The 21,974-nt window shown below is 71.2% G+C and carries 21 protein-coding genes; 10 read left to right on the forward strand and 11 right to left on the reverse strand.

Going from position 1 to position 21,974, the window contains the following annotated elements:
- Window positions 1-47: 47 nt before the first annotated feature.
- The 3 genes from NOO62_RS13305 to NOO62_RS13315 are packed head-to-tail and all read right to left on the reverse strand — an operon-like array spanning window position 48 to window position 3,347.
- Window positions 48-905, reverse strand: a complete 858-nt coding sequence (locus tag NOO62_RS13305) for a fumarylacetoacetate hydrolase family protein (RefSeq protein WP_268771101.1) — start codon at window positions 903-905, stop codon at window positions 48-50.
- On the reverse strand, window positions 902-1,816 hold the full coding sequence (locus NOO62_RS13310; protein WP_268771102.1) for a catechol 1,2-dioxygenase: 915 nt from the start codon (window positions 1,814-1,816) through the stop codon (window positions 902-904). The genes NOO62_RS13305 and NOO62_RS13310 overlap by 4 nt, the downstream gene beginning before the upstream one ends.
- Window positions 1,809-3,347: an aldehyde dehydrogenase family protein gene (locus NOO62_RS13315; RefSeq protein ID WP_268771103.1), complete on the reverse strand. Its 1,539-nt coding sequence runs from the start codon at window positions 3,345-3,347 to the stop codon at window positions 1,809-1,811. The genes NOO62_RS13310 and NOO62_RS13315 overlap by 8 nt, the downstream gene beginning before the upstream one ends.
- A 146-nt stretch (window positions 3,348-3,493) precedes the next feature.
- On the opposite strand from NOO62_RS13315, the gene NOO62_RS13320 reads away from it, so the two are divergent.
- Entirely contained in the window at window positions 3,494-4,282 is a 789-nt protein-coding gene (locus NOO62_RS13320) for a gamma-glutamyl-gamma-aminobutyrate hydrolase family protein (protein WP_268771104.1), read from the forward strand.
- Here the strand turns inward: NOO62_RS13320 and NOO62_RS13325 are convergent.
- Complete coding sequence (locus NOO62_RS13325) at window positions 4,279-4,857, reverse strand: MarR family winged helix-turn-helix transcriptional regulator (protein WP_268771105.1); 579 nt, start codon at window positions 4,855-4,857, stop codon at window positions 4,279-4,281. The two genes, NOO62_RS13320 and NOO62_RS13325, sit on opposite strands and share 4 nt — an antisense overlap.
- 171 nt (window positions 4,858-5,028) lie before the next feature.
- On the opposite strand from NOO62_RS13325, the gene NOO62_RS13330 reads away from it, so the two are divergent.
- On the forward strand, window positions 5,029-6,474 hold the full coding sequence (locus NOO62_RS13330) for an APC family permease (protein WP_268771106.1): 1,446 nt from the start codon (window positions 5,029-5,031) through the stop codon (window positions 6,472-6,474).
- Here the strand turns inward: NOO62_RS13330 and NOO62_RS13335 are convergent.
- On the reverse strand, window positions 6,471-7,262 hold the full coding sequence (locus NOO62_RS13335) for an acetoacetate decarboxylase family protein (protein WP_268771108.1): 792 nt from the start codon (window positions 7,260-7,262) through the stop codon (window positions 6,471-6,473). The two genes, NOO62_RS13330 and NOO62_RS13335, sit on opposite strands and share 4 nt — an antisense overlap.
- 775 nt (window positions 7,263-8,037) lie before the next feature.
- Here NOO62_RS13335 and NOO62_RS13340 point away from each other — a divergent pair.
- Together NOO62_RS13340 and NOO62_RS13345 are read left to right on the forward strand one after the other, a co-directional pair.
- Window positions 8,038-9,390, forward strand: coding sequence for a glutamine synthetase family protein (locus NOO62_RS13340; RefSeq protein WP_268775604.1), 1,353 nt, complete (start codon window positions 8,038-8,040; stop codon window positions 9,388-9,390).
- 70 nt (window positions 9,391-9,460) lie between these two features.
- Window positions 9,461-10,729 (forward strand): cytochrome P450, encoded by a 1,269-nt coding sequence (locus NOO62_RS13345; protein ID WP_268771109.1) that lies wholly within the window; start codon window positions 9,461-9,463, stop codon window positions 10,727-10,729.
- Window positions 10,730-10,761: 32 nt separating this feature from the next.
- On the opposite strand, the gene dusB is transcribed toward NOO62_RS13345, so the two are convergent.
- Together dusB and NOO62_RS13355 are read right to left on the reverse strand one after the other, a co-directional pair.
- Window positions 10,762-11,901, reverse strand: a complete 1,140-nt coding sequence (gene dusB / locus NOO62_RS13350; protein ID WP_268771110.1) for a tRNA dihydrouridine synthase DusB — start codon at window positions 11,899-11,901, stop codon at window positions 10,762-10,764.
- A 31-nt stretch (window positions 11,902-11,932) separates the two neighbouring features.
- Window positions 11,933-12,889, reverse strand: a complete 957-nt coding sequence (locus NOO62_RS13355; RefSeq protein WP_414930987.1) for a helix-turn-helix transcriptional regulator — start codon at window positions 12,887-12,889, stop codon at window positions 11,933-11,935.
- Window positions 12,890-12,997: 108 nt separating this feature from the next.
- On the opposite strand from NOO62_RS13355, the gene NOO62_RS13360 reads away from it, so the two are divergent.
- The 3 genes from NOO62_RS13360 to NOO62_RS13370 all read left to right on the forward strand — a co-directional run bounded on the left by NOO62_RS13360 (window position 12,998) and on the right by NOO62_RS13370 (window position 16,144).
- Window positions 12,998-14,422, forward strand: coding sequence for an MFS transporter (locus NOO62_RS13360; RefSeq protein WP_268771112.1), 1,425 nt, complete (start codon window positions 12,998-13,000; stop codon window positions 14,420-14,422).
- A 91-nt stretch (window positions 14,423-14,513) separates the two neighbouring features.
- Window positions 14,514-15,533, forward strand: coding sequence for an aldo/keto reductase (locus NOO62_RS13365; RefSeq protein ID WP_268771113.1), 1,020 nt, complete (start codon window positions 14,514-14,516; stop codon window positions 15,531-15,533).
- 23 nt (window positions 15,534-15,556) lie between these two features.
- A complete protein-coding gene (locus NOO62_RS13370) occupies window positions 15,557-16,144 on the forward strand; it encodes a TetR family transcriptional regulator (RefSeq protein ID WP_268771114.1) in 588 nt (195 codons plus the stop codon).
- Window positions 16,145-16,202: 58 nt separating this feature from the next.
- Here the strand turns inward: NOO62_RS13370 and NOO62_RS13375 are convergent, their stop codons facing one another.
- Window positions 16,203-16,844: a class I SAM-dependent DNA methyltransferase gene (locus NOO62_RS13375; RefSeq protein WP_268771115.1), complete on the reverse strand. Its 642-nt coding sequence runs from the start codon at window positions 16,842-16,844 to the stop codon at window positions 16,203-16,205.
- A 71-nt stretch (window positions 16,845-16,915) separates the two neighbouring features.
- Entirely contained in the window at window positions 16,916-17,341 is a 426-nt protein-coding gene (locus tag NOO62_RS13380; protein ID WP_268771117.1) for a hypothetical protein, read from the reverse strand.
- A gap of 78 nt (window positions 17,342-17,419) precedes the next feature.
- Here NOO62_RS13380 and NOO62_RS13385 point away from each other — a divergent pair, with 78 nt between their 5' ends.
- Window positions 17,420-18,295 (forward strand): helix-turn-helix domain-containing protein, encoded by an 876-nt coding sequence (locus NOO62_RS13385; protein WP_268771118.1) that lies wholly within the window; start codon window positions 17,420-17,422, stop codon window positions 18,293-18,295.
- Here NOO62_RS13385 and NOO62_RS13390 read toward each other — a convergent pair.
- Together NOO62_RS13390 and NOO62_RS13395 are read right to left on the reverse strand one after the other, a co-directional pair.
- Complete coding sequence (locus tag NOO62_RS13390) at window positions 18,228-18,443, reverse strand: hypothetical protein (RefSeq protein WP_268771119.1); 216 nt, start codon at window positions 18,441-18,443, stop codon at window positions 18,228-18,230. The two genes, NOO62_RS13385 and NOO62_RS13390, sit on opposite strands and share 68 nt — an antisense overlap.
- A 121-nt stretch (window positions 18,444-18,564) precedes the next feature.
- Window positions 18,565-19,947, reverse strand: a complete 1,383-nt coding sequence (locus NOO62_RS13395; protein WP_268771120.1) for a glycine--tRNA ligase — start codon at window positions 19,945-19,947, stop codon at window positions 18,565-18,567.
- 209 nt (window positions 19,948-20,156) lie between these two features.
- Here NOO62_RS13395 and NOO62_RS13400 point away from each other — a divergent pair, with 209 nt between their 5' ends.
- A complete protein-coding gene (locus NOO62_RS13400; protein ID WP_268771121.1) occupies window positions 20,157-21,143 on the forward strand; it encodes a metal ABC transporter substrate-binding protein in 987 nt (328 codons plus the stop codon).
- 32 nt (window positions 21,144-21,175) lie between these two features.
- Window positions 21,176-21,958 carry a metal ABC transporter ATP-binding protein gene (locus tag NOO62_RS13405; RefSeq protein ID WP_268771122.1) on the forward strand — a complete coding sequence of 261 codons (783 nt, stop codon included), beginning with the start codon at window positions 21,176-21,178 and terminating at the stop codon, window positions 21,956-21,958.
- The last annotated feature ends 16 nt before the right edge of the window (window positions 21,959-21,974 follow it).

Consider the following 21,974-nt stretch of genomic DNA (forward strand, 5'->3'; position numbering starts at 1 on the left):
AGCTGATCAACTCCTTTGATGGGTTGCCCTTTTGGGTGTGGGTTCGCTCAGCGGCGCGGCGGTCTGACGCCTCGGAACTCCCAGTCGCCGCCCAGCGCCGTGGAGAGGACCTCCTCGGACTCCGTGGGCTGGGCCCCGACATCGGGACGGATGGCCGTCGGGCCGGTGACGATGTGGTTGGTGAGGCGTCCCAGGCCCTCCGCCTCGACCTCGACGACGTCGCCGGGGCTGACCGGGCGGGAGCCCGCGGGTGTTCCGGAGAGCAGGACGTCGCCCGGCTCCAGGGTGATCGTGCGGGCGATGTCGGCGACGAGGTAGTGCATGTCCCACTGCATCTCGTCGGTCGAACCGTCCTGCGCGAGCTCGCCGTTGACGTACGTGCGGAGGTGTTTTCCGTGGAAGTCCCAGCCGGTGACCAGGCCCGGGCCGAGTGGGCAGAGCGTGTCGGAGCCCTTGACGCGGAGCATCGAACCGGCGTCGGTGTCGCGGAAGTCGTGCAGGCCGTAGTCGTTGGCGACGGTGAAGCCCGCGATGTACGCGGCGGCTTCGTCCGGCGCCACGTTGCGGCAGGTGCGGCCGATGACGATGCCGATCTCGCCCTCGTAGTTGAGGTACTTGCAGCCTTCGGGGCGTACGACGGCGCCGCCGTGGCTGTTGAGGGCGGAGACCGGCTTGTGGAAGTAGGTGGGTGCGGGTGGCAGCGTGGCTCCGAATTCCTCGACTCTGCTGCGGTGGTTGAGGTGGACCGCGATGACCTTGGACGGGCGTACGGGCGGGAGGTGGTGGGCCTCGGACGTCTTGACGCGGCGGCCGTCCGCGGCGATCAGTTCGTCGCCCTCGCGCACGACCTGGACGGCGGACCCGTCGAGCAGGATGCGGCGGTATTCCGTCGCGGTCGCCCTCATGCCGTCGCCTCCGCTTCGGGGGTCGAGCCGGTCCAGCCGGACGCCGGGCGGTCGAACCACAGGTGCATCTGTCCCGTGCCGATGGAGTTCTCGTACGCGCTGTAGGCCCGCCCGGGCGCGGTGCAGCGCTCCTCGCCGAGGGCGCCGATCATCATCAGGTAGTGCCCGAACCGCGCTTCCGGCTTGTGGGTGAGGAACTCCGGCATCGTGCGCAGGACTTGGGCGTGGTCGCCGCGTTCGAGCCATTCGATCCGTGCGTGGTCGGCCGCGCGTGCCTCGGGCGTACGGATGTGGGCGGGGTCGCTGGACTCGTGGGCGCGGAGTTCGCGCAGCGGCCAGAACGTGTGCGAGAGGGCGCCGGACGCGATGAGCAGGACCCTGCGTCCGGGCAGCGCGCCGATGCCGTCGGCGAGCGCCCGGCCGAGCCGCAGGTGGTCCTCGGCGTCACCGGTCTGGCAGACCCCGATCGAGACCCACTTCTTCGCGGGGAGGCCGTGGCCCAGGTACGTCCACAGGTTGATGGTGGCGTAGTACACGGGCAGGAAGGGGTCGTCGATCGGGGTGATCCAGGTGCCGTGCTTCTCCGCGAAACGGGCGACGGAGGCGGCGAGTTCGGGGTCGCCGGGGTAGTCGTACGGCATGCGGCACATGCCGCGCGGCAGCTCTTCGGAGGTGAAGAGGCCTGCCCGGCGGGGCTGCGCGGAGATCACGAACTCGACGGTGGTCGCCCAGTGCGAGTCGAGGACGACGACGGTGTCGTAGTCGAGCGTCTCGAAGACGTCGGCGCGCAGCTTGCGCAGGCCGGGGACGAGGCTGATCTCGCGGCCCTCGTTGAGCTCTTTGCGGGTGGACTCGGGCAGCACGATGGTGGGGACGTGGGCGAGGAGCCCGGCTCCGACGATCTCACCCATGGTCGGCCCAGCCCTTCGGCGCGGTCACGGTGTTCTTGAGGTCGCAGTAGAAGTCGAAGGACCAGTCGCCGCCCTCGCGCCCGATGCCGGAGCGGCGTGCACCGCCGAAGGGTGCGGAGAGGTCGCGTACGTAGAAACAGTTGACCCAGACCGTGCCCGCGACGAGCCGAGCGCCGATCCGCGCCGCGCGTTCGCGGTCCCCCGCGACGAGGGTGGCGGCGAGCCCGAAGCGGGTGCCGTTGGCGAGGCGCACCGCCTCGTTCTCGTCGCCGTCGGGGAAGGTCTGGAGGGTCAGGACGGGTCCGAAGACCTCCTCCTGGACGATCTCGGAGTCCTGGTCGACGTCGGTGAGGAGGGTGGGGAGGTAGTAGTTTCCGCCCGGTGCGTCGGTCGGCCCGGGGCCGCGGGCGCCGCCGATGACGGCTGTGGCGCCCGCGGCCAGTGCGCGGCGCACGAATCCGTCGACGCGCTCCACGTGCCGGGGGTGGATGCTGGGCCCGATGTCGGTGGCCTCGTCGCGCGGGTCGCCCTGGGTCAGCTTGGCCGCGCGGTCGAGGAAGCGGCCGAGGAAGGCGTCGCGCACGGATTCCTCTACGAGGATGCGGGTGGCGGCGAGGCAGATCTGGCCCGCGTTGTCGTACTGCTCCACGGCGAGGTCCGCGGCCAGGTCCAGGTCGGCGTCGGCGAGGACGAGCAGCGGTGACTTGCCGCCGAGCTCGAAGCCGCACGGGACGAGGTGCGCGGCGGCGGCCGCGGCGATGCGGCGAGCGGTGGGCACGGAGCCGGTGAAGCTGATGCGGCGCACGTCGGGGTGGGCGGTGAGGGCCGCGCCGGCCTCGTCCCCGTATCCCTGCACGACGTTGAAGACCCCGGGCGGCAGCCCCGCCTCGTGCGTGATGTCCGCGAGGAGGGAGGCGGTGAGCGGGGTCCACTCGGAGGGCTTGAGCACGACGGTGGAGCCCGCGGCGAGCGCGGGGGCGATCTTCCAGCTGGACAGCATCAGCGGCGCGTTCCACGGCGTGATGAGGACGGCGGGGCCCGCCGGGTCCCAGCTGACGTGGTTGGTGTGGCCGCGGGTGTCGAAGTCGTCGTGGGAGAGGGCGAGGAGGCGGTCGGCGAAGTAGCGGAAGTTGTGGGCGACGCGGGGCAGTACGCCTCGGCGGTGCGAGCGGAGGAGGGCGCCGTTGTCGGCGGTCTCCACGGCGGCGAGCTCTTCGGCGCGGGCGTCGACGCCGTCGGCGACGGCGTGCAGCAGCGCGGCGCGCTCGGCGGGGGGCGTCGCGGCCCAGCCGGTCCGGCCGGACCCGCCGGTGAAGGCGGCGTCGGCGGCGGCCACGGCGGCGCGGGCCTCGGCGGCGGTGCCGCGGGCGATCCCGGCGAGCGGGGTGCCGTCGATGGGCGAGTGGTCGGTGAAGGCGGCGGGCGAGGCGACTCGGGTGCCGTCGATCCAGTGGCGGGTGTCGACGGGCACGCCGGCGACGGTCGCGGTGTGCGGCGGGTGCCCCGTGGGTGCGGGGGTGGGAGGAGCCATCACTGCCTCCAATTCGTTTGAACCCAAACAACATTAGGGAGGGGTTGGGGTGGGGTCAACCCCTCGTAGCGGGTTCGGTGTTGAGTTATTGTTTGAATCCAAACGAGTTTGTACCCGCACGACAGGTCCGCTTCCGGGAGCCAGCCATGCCGATGCCCCGGCCCGCGCACGCTCGCCCCCTCATCGCCCTCCCCCAGCGGTACGCCGCGACGACCTCCGCCCTGCGCTACGCCGCCGTCGTCACCGCGCGCGCCCTCGCCGACGCGGTGGTCCGCGCGGGCGGCGAACCGTTCATGATGCATCCCGGGCCACCGGACGAGGCGGCCGACCGGCTCTCACGCTGCGCTGGGCTGCTGCTCCCCGGCGGCGGGGACGTCGCGCCCTGGCGGTACGCGGCCGAGGCCGGTGCGCAGGTCGAGGCCGATGCCGAGGTCGAGGTGCACGGCGCCGTGTACGACGTCGACGACGCGCAGGACGAGTTCGACCTCGCGCTCGCCCGCTGCGCACTGTCGCGCGGGCTCCCGACCCTGGCGGTCTGCCGGGGCATGCAGGTGGTCAACGTCGAGCTCGGCGGCACGCTGCGCCAGGACATGGGCGGCCCGGCGGCGGAGCACCGGCACAAGGTGCATGCGGTGCGGGTGGCGGCGGGGTCGGTGGTGGGGCGGGCGCTCGGTGCCGCGCAGACGGACGTGTCCTGTTACCACCACCAGTGCGTGGAGCGGCCCGGGCGAGGGCTCGTCCCCTCGGCATGGGCGGACGACGGGACGGTCGAGGCGCTCGAACTGCCGGAGGCGCGGGGGTGGTTCGCGGCTGTCCAGTGGCACCCGGAGGACACGGCGGCCGTGGACGGGGGACAGCAGGGGTTGTTCGGGGGGTTGGTCCAGGCTGCGGAGGCGTGGGCGGGGCGGGGGGCGGGGGTGGGGCTGTTGGGTTAGCTGACCGGGCGAGGCTTGCGGCCGCTGCGGCGGGGGGTGGGGGGTGCGCCGTTCAGGAGGTTCTGCCTGCGGTCGTCGCCCTTCTCCTCCGTCCGTACGACGATCTTGCGGAGCAGGTCCGCGAGCGTTTCGCACTCCGCGTCCGTCAACCCCTCCGTCACGAACGCCTCTTCCGCGTTGAAGGCGGGGAAGACCTCTCCCATCATGCGTTCCCCCTCGTCCGTGAGGCGGAGCAGGACGAGCCTGCCGTCCTCCGGGTGCCCCCGGCGCTCGAGCAGGCCCCGGCCCATGAGCGTACGGGCGACACCCGTCAGCGTGCCCTTGGAGATGCCCGCCTCCTCGGCGACGTACCGCGTCTCCATCTCGCCCCAGATCCAGACCACATAGAGCACGACGAACGACGTCCACGTCAGTTCGGCGCCGCGCAGGACGGAGTTCTCGAAGTGCTGGCGGACGGCCGCGGCCGCCCGGTAGATGTTCGACACGGCGGCCATCTGCTCGTACGCCATGGGTGTGCCGCCGAGTTTGGCCCTGACCGCCTTCTCGGTCTCGTGGATGGTGCGATCGCCCGTCACGTCCGTGTCCCCCTCTTGCCGCGGTGCATGCGCCTCCGTACCATCGGCGCCACTCGAATTTCGTACGGGCTCAAACGATAACGCGTCCCGAGCGGATGCGCCCACCTCTCAACGGAGTTCGGCATGGCCCTCGACTCCCCCGCCACACCCACACCCCCCACTCCCCCCACCATGCCCGCTTCCCCCACCGTCCCCGAACGCCGCATCGGCGTCGCGGGCATCGTCTTCGTCGTGATCGCCGCGTCCGCGCCGCTGACCGTGGCCGCGGGCGGCGTCCCGCAGTCCCTCGGCATCACGGGCATCCTCGGGATACCCCTCCTTTACCTCCTGACAGCCGTCGTACTCGCGCTCTTCAGCGCCGGATACGCGGCGATGAGCCGCCACATCACGGGTGCCGGGGCGTTCTACGCGTACACCGCCCGCGGTCTCGGCCGCATCCCGGGCGTCGGCGCGGCCTTCGTCGCGCTGCTCTCGTACAACGCCATGCAGATCGGCATCGCGGGCCTCTTCGGCGCCACCACCGCGGAATTCATCGACGCGCGGACCGGGGTGGAGATCCCCTGGTGGGTCCTCGTGCTCGCCTGCACGGCGGTCGTCGGAGCGCTCGGCTACCGCCGCGTCGACGTGGGCGTACGGGTCCTCGCCGTGCTGCTCGTCCTGGAGTTCGGCACGGTGCTCGTCTTCGACATCGGCGCGTTCGCCCACGCCCCCGAGGGCGTCTCGGCCGCGCCGCTCACCTGGGGCGCCGCCACGGACGGCTCACTCGGCGTCGCGCTGTGCTGCGTGTTCGCGGCGTACATGGGCTTCGAGTCGGCCGCGCTGTACAGCGAGGAGTGCCGGGATCCGCGCCGCACCGTGGCGCGCGCCACGTACATCGCCGTCGGGCTCATCGGCGTCTTCTACGCCGCCACGGCCTGGGCGATGGTCAGCGGCGCGGGGACGGGGCGGGCTACGCGGGTCGCCGCGGAGCAGGGGCCGCAGATGATGTTCTCGCTCAGCGACTCCAGTCTCGGCACGGTCTTCTCCGACCTCGCCCAGTTCTTCCTGATCACCAGCCTGCTCGCGGCGCTGCTCTCCTTCCACAACGCCGTCGCGCGGTACGTGCGTTCGCTCGGCCGGGAAGGTGTCCTGCCGCGCGGCCTCGGCGTCCTCCACCGGCGGCACTCCTCGCCGCACCGTGGCTCGCTCCTGCAGACCGCGGTCACCGCCACCGTCATCGGGGTCTTCGCCCTGGCCGGGCGCGACCCCGTCGCCGACGTCTTCACCTGGCTGACCAACCTCGGCGCGCTCGGTGTGATCCTGCTCCTGTTCGCCACGTCGGCGTCCGTCGTCGCGTACTTCGCGCGCCGGCCCGAGCTGGGCGAGCCCCTCTGGCACCGGCTGATCGCACCCGTCCTCTCGGGCGCCGCACTCGCCGTCATCTTCTGGCTCGCCCTCACCAACTTCAGCGTCCAGCTGGGGGTTTCGTCGGACAACCCACTGCGGTGGATCCTGCCGGGGCTCATTCTGGTCGCGGCGGGGGTGGGGGTCGGGTGGGGAGCTTGGCTGCGGGTCGAGCGGCCGGAGATCTATGCGGGGGTCGGGGAGGGGGAGGAAAGGCGCGTCGTGGGTGGCTAGAGGTTTCGCTCCAGCAAGGTGCCGCCGTTCCATGTGACGCCCACCTGGCGGTAGTACGCGCCGATGGGCTCGTCGACCGTGAGCTCGGCCAGCTCCTCCGTGGGCGCGTCGAAGAGGGCCAGGTCCGCGTCGCCCGACCACGCCTGACCGCCCTCGAACGCGGCGGCGCCCGACGCGATCAGCTCGTCGAGGGCGAGCCCCTTGCCGTCGATGGCGGGAAGCTGGCGGTGGTGGGCCATGGGATGCGCGTTCACGAACCCGTTGGTCTCGGACGGCTCCCGCAGTGTCACCACGGCCTGGGCGAGGCGGCGGTCGGCGGCGGCGAGCGTGGCACCGAAGGCGGCGCCGGGCTCGATGCGGGGGGCGGGGCCGTAGGGGTGGGGCCGGGTGAGGTGGATGGAGCCGAGCTTCTTCGGGTAGCCCTGGTGATTGCCGCGGGCGACGGCGAAGTCCTTGTCGACCCAGATGTACACGCAGCGGGAGTAGGTGCGGGCGCGGTAGGCACAGCGGACCACCGCGAAGCACTCCTTGTACTGGGCGCGGACGGGGTCGAGCAGCTCCGCCCTGTCATCCCCGCACGACTGCCAGTCGGCCCAGATGAGGGCGACGGCGCCGGGGTCCTCGGGGGCCGGTTCCAGCGGCTCGGGGAGGAGTTCGCGGACGCGGGCGGGGTTGGTGCGGTACTCGATGGTGAGGAGGTCGCCGGAGTAGCGCCAAGGGGGTGCGGGGATCAGGGAGGAGCGGCCGGTGGCGCTCTTGGGCGGATAGAACCCACGGACTCCGATCATGATCGGCGCACCCCCATTCGGTGTCGTTTGAGGCCGTACGATACGCCGGGGGGCGGGGGGCTGTCACGGTTTCTGGCGGGGGCGCCTCGGGCGGGGTCTGCGCCTCGGCCCGCCGGGGGGCGGGGGGAGCGGGGGGCTGGGCGGCGCGGGTATGTACGTACTCGCTGTCCCTGCGGCCGCGCGCACATACCCCTGTGTCCCCTCGCGTCTCGCGGGTCGGTGCGGGTCGGTGGGGGTGGGTGCGCCTTCGGTTCGTCTGTGGGGGCGGGGCCGCGCGGGTATGTACGTACTCGCTATCCCTGCGCCGCGCCCGACATTCCCGGCCGTGGGGGTGTGCTCGGTGCTCCGTGCGCACATACCCCCACGTCCCCTCCGGCGCGCTCGCGACTGCGGCCCGGTGGGACCGCCGCCCCTGCCCCTACTCCCGCTGGACGTCGCGGGGCAAACGGGCGGGCGGGTGGGGAACATCCGCCGCGAAGCGGCGGGCTTGGCGCCCCTACCCGCACACGGCGTCGCGGGGTGAACGGGCGGGCGGGCGGGAGTGATCCGCCGCGAAGCGGCGGGCTCGGCGCTCCTACCCGCGCAGGACGTCGCAGGGGGTCACGGCAACAAACCCACCCGCACAGACACTTGCGGCCCCGCCCCGCCCTCCCTACCGTTTGGAGTCAAACAAATCGCGCACCGCGCCCCCGGAAAGGCTGGGACACGGGTGAGTGAAGCGAGCGCACCATCACAGGGCAAGGCGAAGACCGTTCAGGCCACGGCCACGGTCACCGTGGAGAACCTCCGAGCCACCGGCACCGACGTCGTCCGCGTCGTCTACCCCGACCTCCTGGGCGCCGACCGAGGCAGAGACGTCCTCCTGGGCCAGCTGCCGAGCGCCTGCACACACGGCCTGACCTTCTGCAGGGCCGTCTACCACACCACCCCGCGAGGCGACGTCGTCCCCGTCGCGGGCGGACTCGACGCGGGACTCCCCGACATCTGCGTACAGCCGGACCTCGCCACCCTGAAGCCCCTGCCGTGGGAGCCCGGCGTCGCCTGGTGCCTGGGCGACAGCCTGGACCCGCTCACCGAAGGACCCGTACCGGAGTCCCCACGCGCCCTGCTGAAGCGCGTACTCGCGCACGCCGACGACTACACCTCAGGACAGGAAGGCACCGTCGGACACCCCGGCCTCGCCGCGATCGTCGGCCCCGAGCTGGAGTACTTCCTCTGCGACTCCTCCCCCACCGCCCCCTCCGGCTGGACCCCGTACGGCGCCGCCACCGGCAACGTCTACAGCGCCGGACGACGCGGCGACCCGGACGGCCATCTGCTGCGCACGCTCCGCCAGTTGGAGGCACTCGGCATCGGCGTCATCGCCGGTAACCACGAGTTCGACGGCGGGCAGTTCGAGATCAACCTCGACCACTCCGGCGCCCTGGACGCCGCCGACCGCGCCTTCTTCTTCAAGGCCGCCGTCAAGGAGACCGCCCGCCACGAGGGGCGCCTCGCGACCTTCATGGCCAAGCCGTTCAACGGGCTCGGCGGGTCGGGGTTCCACGTGCATCTGTCGCTCGTCGACAGCGACGGGCGGAACGTCTTCGACGATCCGCGCGCCGAGTACGGGCTCTCCGCCACCGCCCGGCACGCCGTCGGCGGCGTCCTGCGGCACGCCCCCGCGCTGGCCGCCCTGCTCAACCCGACGGTCAACTCGTACAAACGCTTCGGGCCCGACACCCTCGCCCCCTGGCTGATCGACTGGGGACTGGACAACCGCAGCGCCATGGTCCGCATCCCGCCCGAGCGCGGCACCGGAACCCGCCTGGAGCTGCGCCTCGGCGACGCCTCCGCCAACCCCTACCTCCTCGTCGCCGGCACCGTCGCCGCCGTCCTGCTCGGCCTGCGCGACCGCCCCGAACCGCCCGCCCCGCTGGAGGGGTACGGCTACGACGAGTCCTCCGCACCCCGCCTCCCCGCCACGCTCCCCGAGGCCCTCGACGCCCTGGAGGCCGACGAGGCGCTCACCGGCCTCCTCGGCGCGGACTTCACCCGCGCGTTCCTGACGTACAAGCGCAACGAGGTCGAGCGGTACCAACAGGCCGTCACGGACTGGGAGTTCGAGGAGTACGCACTCCTCATCTGACCGCCGGGCGCCGGGTCGACACCCCCGAGCCCCGAAAGCCCGAACCCGAGCCTCGAAAGGGAGCATCCCCATGCGTACGGACACCCCGCCCCTCCCTCTCGCCGACGTCGACCTCGCCGACAACGACCGGTTCACCGACCGCGAGCTGCCCTGGCGCATGTTCGACGTGCTGCGCCGCGAGGACCCCGTCCACTGGCAGCCCGAGCCCCCGCCCAACTCCGGTTTCTGGGCGGTCACCCGGCACGCCGACATCGTGCGCGTCGACCGCGACCCCGAGACCTTCACCTCCGAGATGTTCACCAACCTGGAGGAGGTGGACGACGACTACATCGCTGTGCGCCGGTCGCTCCTCGAAACCGACGGGCTCCGGCACCGGGCGATGCGGCTCATCCTGCAGAAGCGGTTCACGCCGCGCGCCGTCGCCACGTACGAGACGTTCCTGCGGGGCCTGACCGCCCGTACGCTCGACGCCGCCCTGCCCAAAGGCACGTTCGATTTCGTGCGTGAGGTGTCCGCGGACTTCCCCATCAACGTGCTCGCCCGCATGCTCGACGTCCCGGGAGGCGACACGCAGCAGCTCATCGACTGGGGCAACCGCATCATCGGCAACACCGACCCGGACTACGCCGACGTACTCCTGGAGAGCGAGGAGAGCGGGCAGTACCGCAATCTTCCCTTCAGGTCCCCCGCTTCCCTCGAAGTCTTCGCGTACGGGCGGGAGTTGGCAGCCCGGCGGCGGGGCGGGGGCGGGAACGACCTCGTGACGGCGCTGGTGAACAGCTCACCCAAGGACGGCGTGCCGCTCTCCGCCACCGACTTCGACAACTACTTCCTGCTGCTCGTCGTCGCCGGCAACGAGACGACCCGGCACGCCATTTCGCACTCCATGCTCGCACTGATCGAGCACCCGGAGGAGCGGGAGCGGCTCGTCCGAGACCCCTCGCTCATACCGAACGCCGTTGAGGAGTGCCTGCGTTGGGCCTCGCCCGTCTACCACTTCCGGCGGACGGCGACGTGCGACGTCGAGCTCGGCGGGAAGCTGATCAGGGCGGGCGACAAGGTCGTCATGTGGTTCGCCTCCGGCAACCGCGACGAGGACGCCTTCCCGGACCCGTACCGCTTCGACGTCACCCGCGAGAACAACGACCACGTCACCTTCGGCAAGGGCAGCCCCCACTTCTGCCTCGGCAACTCCCTGGCCCGCCTGGAGATGCGGATCATGTTCGAGGAGCTGCTGCCGCGACTCGCGGACATCCGCGTCGCGGGTGAGGTGCGGCGCGTACGCTCCAACTTCGTCAACGGGATCAAGGAGCTTCCCGTGACGGTGACACTCACTTAGGCCTGAGGACCTCAATCTCAGACCTGAGGACCTCAGCCGCCCGACGTATCCAGTTCCGCTTCCTCGCTGATGCCCGCGCAGTCGTAGGGGTCCTTCAGCCAGCCGTCCGGCAGCACGACGCGGTTGTTCCCGGAGGTACGTCCACGGGGACCGTCGGCCCCGACGGGCCAGGCCTGGTCCAGGTCCAACTCGCCGAGCCCGTCCTCCAGTTCGGCGAGCGAGGAGGTGATCGCGAGACGCTTGCGCATCTCCGAACCGACCGCGAAGCCCTTCAGGTACCAGGCCACGTGCTTGCGGAAGTCGATGACGCCCCGCGCCTCGTCGCCGATCCACTCGCCGAGGAGCGTCGCGTGGCGCAGCATGACGGCGGAGACCTCGCGCAGGGTCGGCGCCTTGGGCGCGCCCGTGCCCTCGAAGGCGGCGACCAGGTCGCCGAAGAGCCAGGGGCGGCCGAGGCAGCCGCGGCCCACGACGACGCCGTCGCAGCCCGTCTCGTTCATCATGCGGACCGCGTCGGCCGCCGACCAGATGTCGCCGTTGCCGAGCACGGGGATCTCGGGGACGTGCTCCTTGAGGCGGGCGATGGCGTCCCAGTCGGCGGTGCCGCCGTAGTGCTGGGCGGCCGTCCTGCCGTGCAGGGCGATCGCCGTGACGCCCTCCTCGACCGCGATGCGGCCCGCGTCCAGGAAGGTGATGTGCTCGTCGTTGATGCCCTTGCGCATCTTCATCGTGACGGGCAGGTCCCCGGCGCCGCTGACGGCCTCGCGGAGGATCGCGCGCAGCAGCGGCCGCTTGTACGGGAGCGCGGAGCCGCCGCCCTTACGGGTGACCTTGGGTACGGGGCACCCGAAGTTCAGGTCGATGTGATCGGCGAGGCCCTCTTCCGCGATCATGCGGACGGCCTTGCCGACGGTGGCGGGGTCGACGCCGTACAGCTGGATCGAGCGGGGCTTCTCCGTCTCGTCGAAGTGGATCAGCTGCATGGTCTTCTCGTTGCGCTCGACCAGGGCGCGCGTGGTGATCATCTCGCTGACGAAGAGGCCCTTGCCGCCGCTGAACTCGCGGCACAGCGTCCGGAACGGCGCGTTCGTGATGCCCGCCATGGGGGCGAGCACGACGGGCGGCTGCACGGTGTGCGGGCCGATCGACAGGGGCTTCGGCAGGGACGGCATCGATGATCTCCGGGACGGACGACGGGACCCTCTATTGTCCCTCACGCGCGGACCGCCCGTTTCCCCCGGTACCGACGGCCGCCCCGCCCTCCCCCACTGGCAGCTTCGGCGGCTCCGACAACTCGGCCAGCCTCTCCAGCCGCTCCTCGGTCGCGTCGTCGGCGGGGACGTACGCGATCAGGCGGTACGACTGCACCAGCGGGGCCATCCACAGCATCCGGTGCTCCAGGCGGAGCAGGCCGACCTTCGGGTGCTGGTAGCGCTTGACGTGCGGCGACATCGTCGCGACCTCGTGCCGCTCCCACAGCTCGCGGAACTCCGCGGACGCCCCGACGAGCCGGTCCCGCAGCTCCTTCCACGCGGGCTCGGCGCCGTGCTCGGCCATGGAGCCGCGGAACTTCGCGACGAGGTCGCGCAGCATCTCGTCCCGGTCGAGGAAGGTCTCCCGCCAGCTCCCGCTGGTGGCGAGGAGCCACAGGCAGTTGCGATCGCGCGGCTCCATCGCGTCGAAGTCGCCGAAGACGTGGGTCCAGGAGCGGTTGTACGCGAGGACGTCGTAGCGGCCGTTCTGCACGGTGGCCGGGTAGGGCGTGAGGCGGCGGAGGAGTCGCCGCACCTCCGCGGAGAGGGCGTTGCACTCCGCCTCGGGGCGCGTGTCGATGGCACCGGCGAGTGCGAAGAGGTGCGCGCGCTCGCTGGGGTCCATGCGCAGCGCCCGCGCGATCGCGTCGATGACCTGCGCGGACACCTTGATGGGCCGGGCCTGCTCCAGCCACGTGTACCAGGTGACGCCCACGTTGGAGAGCTGCGCGACCTCCTCGCGCCGCAGCCCCGGAGTGCGGCGTCGGGTCCCGCGGACCAGCCCCACCTGCTCGGGCGTGACGCGCTCGCGGCGGCTGCGGAGGAATGCGGCGAGCTCCTGGCGGCGGATGTCGGCGGCGGGCTCAGCGGGATCCGTCGCCCCGGCCCCTGAGGTCCCCGTTGTAATAGTCACCGTTCAAGACTGACCCATACCGCAGCCTGTTTCCAGGTGCGCCTGCTACCAGGATAAAGAGACTCTGGTACCCCCCTGGAGGCCCGCCCCACCCTCATACCCGTGACTCTCACACCCCCTTCCCTCGCCGCCCCCACCCCCACCCGCCCCCCGTCTCCCCTCACGACCCCCGGCCTGCTCACCCTCCTCCTCGGCGCCTCCCTCTCCAGCATCGACTTCTTCATCGTCAACGTCGCCCTGCCCAGCATCGAGCGCGACCTGCACGCCTCCCCCGCCACGCTGGAGATGGTCGTGGCGGGGTACGCGGTGGCGTACGCCGTGCTGCTCGTGCTCGGCGGCCGGCTCGGCGACACGTACGGACGCAGGAAGCTGTTCCTGTGGGGCGTGGCAGCCTTCGGCGTGACCTCGCTGGCCTGCGGGCTCGCGCCGGGCGCGTGGTGGCTGGTCGGGGCGCGGGTGGCGCAGGGCGCCGCGTCCGCGCTGATGCTGCCGCAGGTCCTCGGCACGCTGCACGCGACGACGCGGGGCGAGCGCCGGGCCCGGGCCGTCGCGCTGTACGGCGCGGTGAGCGGCATCGCGGGCCTGCTCGGCCAGGCACTCGGCGGCGCCCTCGTCGCCGCTGACCTGGGCGGCACCGGCTGGCGGGCGGCGTTCCTCGTCAACGTGCCGGTCGCGGCCGCGGCCCTGCTCGTCGGGGTGCGGGCGGTGCCCGACAGCCGCGCGGAGCGGCCCGCGCGGGGCGACGTCCTGGGCACCGTCCTGTTCGCCGCCGCGCTGACCGCGCTCCTGCTGCCGCTGACGGAGGGGCGTACGACGGGCTGGCCGCTGTGGTCCGTGCTCCTGCTGCTCGCGGCGCCGCTGCTCGGCTGGGCGTTCGGGGCGGTGGAGGGCCGCGCCGAACGTACCGGCGGCAGCCCGCTACTGCCCCCGTCGCTGCTGCGCGAGCCCGCCGTACGCAAGAGCCTGGCCCTGGGCCTGCCGATCTTCGTCGGTTTCAGCGGCTTCATGTTCTGCTTCGCGATCGTCCTCCAACAGGGCCTGCGTTACGGGGCGTTGAAGGCGGGCCTGACCGTGATCCCGATGGGTCTGACGCAGGTCCCGGCGGCGATGCTCGTGCCGCGGTTGGTGCGGCGCTGGGGTACGCGTGCGATGACGCGCGCGGCCCTGGTGCACGCCGCGGGCCTGACGGTCCTGGCCCTGACGGTGCGGTGGTCCACCCTCCCTCCGCTCGCCCTCGCCCCCGGGCTGCTCCTGTGCGGCCTCGGGCAGGGCGTGCAGCTGGCCCTGTACTACCGGATCGCGCTCTCGGCGGTGCCTGCCGCGCGGGCGGGCGCGGGCAGCGGTCTGGCCGCGACGGTGCAGCAATCATGCCTGGCCCTGGGCGTGGCGACGGTCGGCTCGCTCTTCCTGGCACTGGTGCCGGACATCGGCATGCGGGACGCGTTCGTGGGCGCGCTGGGGGTGCAGCTGGTGGGACTTCTGGGGCTTGCGGGCCTGAGCCTGCGGTTGCCGCGAGCAATGACCTGAGCGCCGGACACGTGACCGGTATCAGATGACGGATGACAGATAACGGATGACAGATATTGAAATCTGTCATCCGTCATGCCATGGTGAAGGCATGCGTACTCTCACTCTTGGAAACACCGGCCCCCGGACGTCCGCACTCGGCCTCGGCTGCATGGGCATGTCCGCGCTCTACGGGGAAGCGGACCGCACGGAGTCGATCGCGACGATCCACGCCGCGTTGGAGGCGGGCGTCACGCTCCTCGACACCGGCGACTTCTACGCGATGGGCCACAACGAGATGCTGATCGGCGAAGCCCTGCGCTCCGCCCCGGCGGCCCGCCGCGAACAGGCGCTGACCAGCGTGAAGTTCGGCGCGCTGCGCGACCCGGCGGGCGGCTGGTCGGGTTACGACGGCCGCCCGTCCGCGGTCAAGAACTTCGCCGCGTACTCGCTCCAGCGCCTCGGCGTCGACCACATCGACGTGTACCGCATCGCTCGCATCGACCCGGACGTACCGGTGGAGGAGACGGTGGGCGCCATCGCGGAACTGGTCGAGAAAGGTTACGTACGGCACATCGGCCTCTCCGAGGTCGGCCCGGGCACGATCCGCCGGGCGGCGGCCACGGCACCGATCTCCGACCTCCAGATCGAGTACTCCCTCATCTCGCGCGGCATCGAGGCGGAGATCCTGCCGACGGTCGCGGAGCTCGGCATCGGCGTGACGGCGTACGGGGTCCTCTCGCGCGGCCTGATCTCCGGCCACTTCACCCGCGACCGCAAGCTGGCCGCGAACGACTTCCGTTCGATGAGCCCCCGCTTCCAGGGCGAGAACCTCGACCGCAACCTCGACCTGGTCGACGCGCTGCGGAAGATCGCCGACCAGAAGGGCGTGAGCGTGGCGCAGACCGCGATCGCCTGGGTCCTGGCGCAGGGCACCCGGCACGGCGGCGCGTCGATCGTGCCGCTGGTGGGCGCTCGTACGCGCGCCCGCCTCGAAGAGGCACTCGCCGCCCTGGACGTAACGCTCGACGCCGCCGACCTGGCCGCGATCGAGGCAGCGGTCCCCGCGGGCGCGGCGGCCGGAGCCCGCTACCCGGACTCCCAGATGGCACACCTCGACAGCGAGCACTGATCGCCCCCGGGTACGGTCTAGCCATGGCAGCAACCGCGGCTCCCCTGACCCCCGAGCGCATCCTCGAAGCGACCGAGGAGGTGCTGCGCAGGCACGGCGCGGCCAAGGCCACGGTGGTCGACGTGGCCCGCGCGCTCGGGGTGAGCCACGGCACGGTGTACCGCCACTTCCGCACGAAGGCGGAGCTGCGCGGCGCGGTGACGCGGCGCTGGCTGGACCGTACGTCGCAGACGCTCTCCACGATCGTCACCGGCCCGGAGTCCCCCGAGGCGAAGCTCCGCCTGTGGCTGGCGGGCCTCTTCGCCGCGAAGCAGCACAAGGCGGGCGACGACCCCGAACTCTTCGCCACGTACTCGGTCCTGGTCGACGAGAACAGCGAAGTGGTGGACGCGCACATCGCGGACCTGACGTCCCAACTGACGTCGATCATCCAAGAGGGCGCGGAAACAGGCGACTTCACGTCTGTTGACCCCACCCTCTCGGCCCGAGCGGTCTTCGACGCCACGTCCCGCTTCCACGACCCGTGCTACGCGCCCCACTGGTCCCGCCCCGGCATCGAGGACGCGTTCACGGCGGTCCTGGACCTCACCCTCCGCGGCCTGCGGGCCTGAGTAGAGGTCCCGCCGCGGCGGGCGGCCATCACCGCCGAACAGCGGTAAACCCCCCGCATCACCCTCGGCGCATCAGCAGATGCCCCCGCCTGAACCGCTCCCCCTCCCCCGGCTCCCGCAGCATCCGCCCCAGTTCCGTGAAGCCCGCCTCGCGGGCGAGGCCCGCCAGGTCGTCGATCGGCCAGCGGTACGCCGTTGTCACCCTGTGGTCGAACGGGGTGAGCGGGGCGTTCTCCGACTCGAAGAAAGCGAGCACGAGGTGGCCGCCGGGGGCCAGAGCCCTGTGGAACTCCGCGAAGTATGAGGGGAGTTCCTGTGGGGGCGTGTGGATCAGGGAGTACCAGGAGACGATGCCGCCCAACTCCTCGCCGGGCAGGGTCAGCGCCTCCGTCGAGCCGACCTCGAAGCGGATGTCCGGGTAGGCCTCTCGGGCCAGGTCGATCATCGCCGGGGAGAGGTCGATGCCGAACGCGTTCAGGCCCAGGTCCCGGAGGAGTGCCGTCACCGGGCCCGGCCCGCAGCCGAACTCCGCGACGGGGCCCCCGCCTTCGGCCCGGACCCGTTCGGCGAACGCGGTGATCCACGCGTGGTCCAGCGAGGGGGATCGCAGGTCGTCGCGGGGCAGGCCCGCGTACACCGTGGCGATGGAGTCGTAGGCGTCTGCTGTCTGCGTGAGGTGTGTGGAGGGAGTGGTAGTCACGAGTGGACCCTAGGGGCTGCCTCTGACAAGCACCCCTACAGGCCCCCCTACCGGCCCTTTTACAGGCCCTCCTACAGGCCCTCCTCCGTCGGCCTGTGCTCCACGTACTCGATCACCGTGCCGTCCCGGTGGCGGGCCGTGAAGCCCGAGCCCGTGGGGACCCGGATCAGGGGAGCCGTGATCTCCGCGCCTTCCGCCGCAAGGCGCGTCAGGTACGTCTGGGCCGAGTCGACCAGCAGCGTGCCGTCGACGGCGCGGAAGGGGGACAGGGTTTCCTCCGTGCCCTCTATCAGGAGGAACGCTCCCACTACCGCCAGGTTCAGTCCCTTCTCCGGGTACGCGAACCACATGTCCCGTTCCATGTCGAGCAGGCGCTCGTAGGACGACGCCAGGGAGTCCAGCGTGCCGGGCGGTGTGTAGACGCGGATGAAGGGGCGGGGCTCGGGCAGGTTCGTGGAGTCGGTGCGGCGACGCCACATCGTCGGGGTCTCAGTCATGGGTTCAGGCTCGCCCTCCACAACCGCACCGACCAGTCGGTGATTTATGGGGGTGCCCCCAGGTCATACCCTGAGGTCATGGCAACCATGAAGGCGGCCTCGGAGCTGCGACTGGGACTCGGCGGGTTCCTGCGCGCCCATCGCGAGCGCCTCTCCCCCGGTGACGTCGGGCTCCCGGACACCGCCCGCCGCCGCGCGAAGGGGCTGCGCCGCGAAGAGGTCGCCGCGCTCTCGGGAGTCTCCGTGGCCTGGTACACCTGGCTGGAACAGGGCCGCGTGGACACGTCCAGGCAGGTGCTCGACGCCGTGGCCCGCACCCTGCGCCTCGACGACACGGCCCACCGGCACGCGCTGGCCCTCGCCGGGTTCGCCCCCGGCGAGGCGGCGGCGGCCGACGTCCCGGCAGTGGTCGAGCCGGGGTTCGTCGACATGATCGACCGTTGGTCCGACAGCCCCGCCGTCGTCCTCGGACCCGCCCTCGACCTCCTCGCCTGGAACCGCGCCTACGTCGACGTATGGCCCGATCCGGCCGGAGTCCCCGCAGACGGTCGGCGTAATCTGCTGCTCCTGCTCGCCGGTGACGAGGCTCATCAGCGCGTGCTGAGCGAGTGGGAGCCCGTCGTCGTCGATCTGTACCGGCAGCTGCGCAGCCGCGCCGACCGCCGTCCCGGAGACGAGGGGTTCGAGCGGCTCACCGCGCGGCTGCGGAGCGCCCGGCCCGAGCTCGACGACTGGTGGGCCTGCCGATCCGTCGGGGACTTCGCCCCGCGGACCGTCCGGCTCACCTCTCACCGGGGTCGTACACCGCGCTCGTACGGCATGAACCTGCTGCTCACCCCGCAGGGGCCGGAGGGCGCCGTCATCCTCGTCATGACCCCCAAGTCCCTTACGGAACCGGCGACGAAGGATTCACCGTCGCCTGATGCTCCAGCGTCAGGTGTTCCTCGGCCTTGAGCCACGGCAGGAACTGCGCCTTCCTGCGCCACCCGCAGGTGTCGCAGCTCAACTGGCGCAGCACACCCGCCTTCTGGACCTGGACGACGTGCTCACGTCCGTGCTGGTCCCATCGTCTGACCTTGCTCGTGGTCGTGGGCGTAGACATGCGCTCAGTGTGCACGCACGGAAGCCCCCGGTTCCAGGATTCGGAACCGGGGGCTTCCCGCCGAGTCACACGGTCACCCAGTCACACGGTCACCCCGTCACGCGGTCACTCGGTCGAAGCGTCAGCAGCCCACGAGGCGCGTCGCGAGGTAGCCCTCGATCTGGTCGAGAGACACCCGCTCCTGCTTCATCGTGTCGCGCTCCCGCACCGTCACCGCGTTGTCGTCCAGCGTGTCGAAGTCGACCGTCACGCAGTACGGCGTGCCGATCTCGTCCTGGCGGCGGTAGCGGCGGCCGATGGCGCCCGCGTCGTCGAACTCGATGTTCCAGTTCTGGCGGAGGGCCGTGGCGAGGCCCTTGGCCTTCGGGGAGAGCTCCGGGTTGCGGGAGAGCGGGAGCACCGCGACCTTCACCGGCGCGATGCGGTGGTCGAAGCGCATGACCGTCCGCTTCTCCAGCTTGCCCTTGGCGTTGGGGGCCTCGTCCTCGATGTAGGAGTCGAGGAGGAAGGCGAGCATGGTGCGGCCGACGCCCGCCGCGGGCTCGATGACGTAGGGGGTCCAGCGCTCGCCGGCCTCCTGGTCGAAGTACGACAGGTCCTGGCCCGACGCCTTGGAGTGCGCGCCCAGGTCGTAGTCGGTGCGGTTGGCGACGCCCTCGAGCTCGCCCCACTCGCTGCCGCCGAACTGGAAGCGGTACTCGATGTCAGCGGTGCGCTTGGAGTAGTGGGAGAGCTTCTCCTTCGGGTGCTCGAACCACCGCATGTTCTCCTCGCGCAGGCCCAGGCCGGTGTACCAGTTCCAGCGCTGCTCCATCCAGTATTCCTGCCACTTCTCGTCCTCGCCCGGCTTGACGAAGAACTCCATCTCCATCTGCTCGAACTCGCGGGTCCGGAAGATGAAGTTGCCGGGCGTGATCTCGTTGCGGAAGGACTTGCCCATCTGCGCGATGCCGAACGGCGGCTTGCGGCGCGAGGTCTGCTGGACCTGGGCGAAGTTGGTGAAGATGCCCTGCGCGGTCTCGGGGCGCAGGTAGGCGACGGAGCCGCTGTCCTGCGTGGGGCCGAGGTGCGTGGCGAGCATGCCGGAGAACTGCTTGGGCTCGGTGAACTGGCCCTTGGTGCCGCAGTTGGGGCAGTTGATGTCCGCGAGGCCGTTGGCCGGCGGGCGGTTGTGCTTGGCCTCGTAGGCCTCTTCCAGGTGGTCGGCGCGGTGGCGCTTGTGACAGGAGAGGCACTCGGTGAGCGGGTCGGAGAAGGTCTTGATGTGGCCGGAGGCCTCCCAGACCTCGCTCGCCAGGATCACCGAGGAGTCGATACCGACAACGTCCTCGCGCGAGGTGACCATGTAGCGCCACCACTGGCGCTTGAGGTTCTCCTTCAGCTCGACGCCCAGCGGTCCGTAGTCCCAGGCGGCGCGCTGACCGCCGTAGATCTCACTGCAGGGGAAAACGAAGCCACGGCGCTTGCTCAGGCTGACGATGGTGTCGATCTTGTCGGCGGCCACGGTGCTCTCTTCATTACGACGGCGGACGAAGCAAGTGCTGCTGGAGCAACGGCTTCGGGAGCGAATGCTTCAGGTTACCGGCGGCCTTACCCCCCTAATCAAATCGGTTCCCCGTACCCGTCCCCGCGGACGTCCCCGCGCACGCCCGCACAGAGACCTCACAGAGACCTTGTTGACAATCGTTTCCATATTTGTTGAAAATGAGTGTCATGAACGTACGACGACGCCTGATACCCACCGCCGCCCTCGCCTCCGCCACGGTCCTCGGCCTCACCGCCCTGACCGCCTGCTCCACCTCCGCCGCGGACGACAAGGACGGCAAGCTGGACGTCGTGGCGTCGTTCTACCCGATGCAGTACCTCGCGGAGCAGATCGGCGGCGACCACGTCTCCGTCACCACCCTCACCGAGCCCGGCCAGGAGCCCCACGACCTCGACATCTCCGCCCGGCAGCGCGGCGAGCTGGAGGACTCGGACGTCGCCCTCTACCTCAAGGGCCTGCAGCCCGCCGTCGACGACGCCATCGACCAGTCCGGCATCAGGACCAAGGTCGACGCCGCGTCGCTGACCAGCATGGAGAAGCACGGCAACGAGGTCGGCGGGCACGCCGAGGAGCACGACCACGCCGAGGACGAGGAGGGGCACGAGGGACACGACCACGGCCACTCCCACGAAGGCGCCGACCCCCACATCTGGCTGGACCCGGTGAAGTACTCCGAGGTCGCCGAGGGCGTCGGCAAGGCCCTGGAGAAGGCCGACCCGGAGAACGCGAAGACGTACGAGAAGAACACCGCGGCCCTGGTGAAGAAGCTCGGTGGCCTGAACAAGTCGTTCGAGGACGGCCTGAAGAACACCGACTCCAAGGTCTTCATCACCACCCACGCCGCCTTCGGCTACCTCGCCGAGCGCTACGGCCTCACCGAGGAGGCCATCAGCGGCCTCGACCCCGAGGGCGAGCCGAGCAACAAGCGCGTCACGGACCTCCAGAAGATGGCGAAGGCCGACGGCGTCACCACGGTCTTCTACGAGACCCTCGTCAGCGACAAGACGGCACAGACCCTCGCCAAGGACACCGGCCTGAAGACGGACGTGCTCGACCCCATCGAGGGCATCACCGAGGACTCCAAGGGCAACGACTACATACAGGTCATGGAGTCCAACCTCAAGGCCCTGCAGAAGGCCCTGGGCGCCAAGTGACCCCCACTCCCGCGGCTACGGAGGCACGAGCCATGAACAAGAAGGCCGACACCGGCGACGCCGTCATATCCCTGCGCAAGGTGACGGCCGAGCTCGGCTCGCGCCCCGTGCTGCGCGGCATCGACCTCACCGTCGGCCGCGGCGAGGTCGTCGCCCTCCTCGGCGCCAACGGCTCCGGCAAGTCCACGGCCGTCCGCACGGTCATAGGGCAGGTCCCCGTCACCGGCGGCGACGTCGAGATCTTCGGCACCCCGCGCCGCCGCTTCCGCGACTGGGCCCGCGTCGGGTACGTACCGCAGCGCACCACCGCCGCGGGCGGCGTCCCCGCCACCATCAACGAGGTCGTCACCTCGGGGCGGCTCTCGCGTGCCCGCCTCGGGATCCTGCGCAAGGCCGACCGCGAGGCCGTCGCCCGCGCCATCGACCTCGTGGGGCTCTCCGACCGCGCCAAGGACTCCGTCGACGCCCTCTCCGGCGGTCAGCACCAGCGGGTCCTCATCGCCCGCGCGCTGGCCTCCGAGCCGGAGCTGCTGATCATGGACGAGCCGATGGCGGGCGTCGACCTGGCCAGCCAGGAGGTCCTCGCCGCCACCCTGCGCCAGCAGGTCGCGGCCGGTGCCTCCGTCCTGCTCGTCCTGCACGAGCTCGGCCCTCTGGAGCCGCTGATCGACCGTGCCGTGGTCCTGCGCGACGGCTGCGTCCTGCACGACGGCCCGCCGCCGCGCGCGGTCGGCCAGCACGCGCTGCCCGGCCACGACCACGTCCACCCGCACACCGCCGACGCGGAGCCGGTCCGTACCGGCCTGCTCACCTGAGCCTGAGGACGCGAGA

It is taken from the genome of Streptomyces sp. Je 1-369, from assembly GCF_026810505.1.
Lineage (GTDB): Bacteria > Actinomycetota > Actinomycetes > Streptomycetales > Streptomycetaceae > Streptomyces.

Coding starts and splice junctions, on each gene's coding strand:
- NOO62_RS13400 (WP_268771121.1), top strand. CDS start 20,157: ATGAACGTACGACGACGCCTGATACCCACCGCCGCCCTCGCCTCCGCC.
- NOO62_RS13315 (WP_268771103.1), bottom strand. CDS start 3,347: ATGGCTCCTCCCACCCCCGCACCCACGGGGCACCCGCCGCACACCGCG.
- NOO62_RS13385 (WP_268771118.1), top strand. CDS start 17,420: ATGGCAACCATGAAGGCGGCCTCGGAGCTGCGACTGGGACTCGGCGGG.
- dusB (WP_268771110.1), bottom strand. CDS start 11,901: ATGCCGTCCCTGCCGAAGCCCCTGTCGATCGGCCCGCACACCGTGCAG.
- NOO62_RS13305 (WP_268771101.1), bottom strand. CDS start 905: ATGAGGGCGACCGCGACGGAATACCGCCGCATCCTGCTCGACGGGTCC.
- NOO62_RS13365 (WP_268771113.1), top strand. CDS start 14,514: ATGCGTACTCTCACTCTTGGAAACACCGGCCCCCGGACGTCCGCACTC.
- NOO62_RS13310 (WP_268771102.1), bottom strand. CDS start 1,816: ATGGGTGAGATCGTCGGAGCCGGGCTCCTCGCCCACGTCCCCACCATC.
- NOO62_RS13335 (WP_268771108.1), bottom strand. CDS start 7,262: ATGATCGGAGTCCGTGGGTTCTATCCGCCCAAGAGCGCCACCGGCCGC.
- NOO62_RS13390 (WP_268771119.1), bottom strand. CDS start 18,443: ATGTCTACGCCCACGACCACGAGCAAGGTCAGACGATGGGACCAGCAC.
- NOO62_RS13330 (WP_268771106.1), top strand. CDS start 5,029: ATGCCCGCTTCCCCCACCGTCCCCGAACGCCGCATCGGCGTCGCGGGC.
- NOO62_RS13405 (WP_268771122.1), top strand. CDS start 21,176: ATGAACAAGAAGGCCGACACCGGCGACGCCGTCATATCCCTGCGCAAG.
- NOO62_RS13345 (WP_268771109.1), top strand. CDS start 9,461: ATGCGTACGGACACCCCGCCCCTCCCTCTCGCCGACGTCGACCTCGCC.
- NOO62_RS13380 (WP_268771117.1), bottom strand. CDS start 17,341: ATGACTGAGACCCCGACGATGTGGCGTCGCCGCACCGACTCCACGAAC.
- NOO62_RS13320 (WP_268771104.1), top strand. CDS start 3,494: ATGCCGATGCCCCGGCCCGCGCACGCTCGCCCCCTCATCGCCCTCCCC.
- NOO62_RS13370 (WP_268771114.1), top strand. CDS start 15,557: ATGGCAGCAACCGCGGCTCCCCTGACCCCCGAGCGCATCCTCGAAGCG.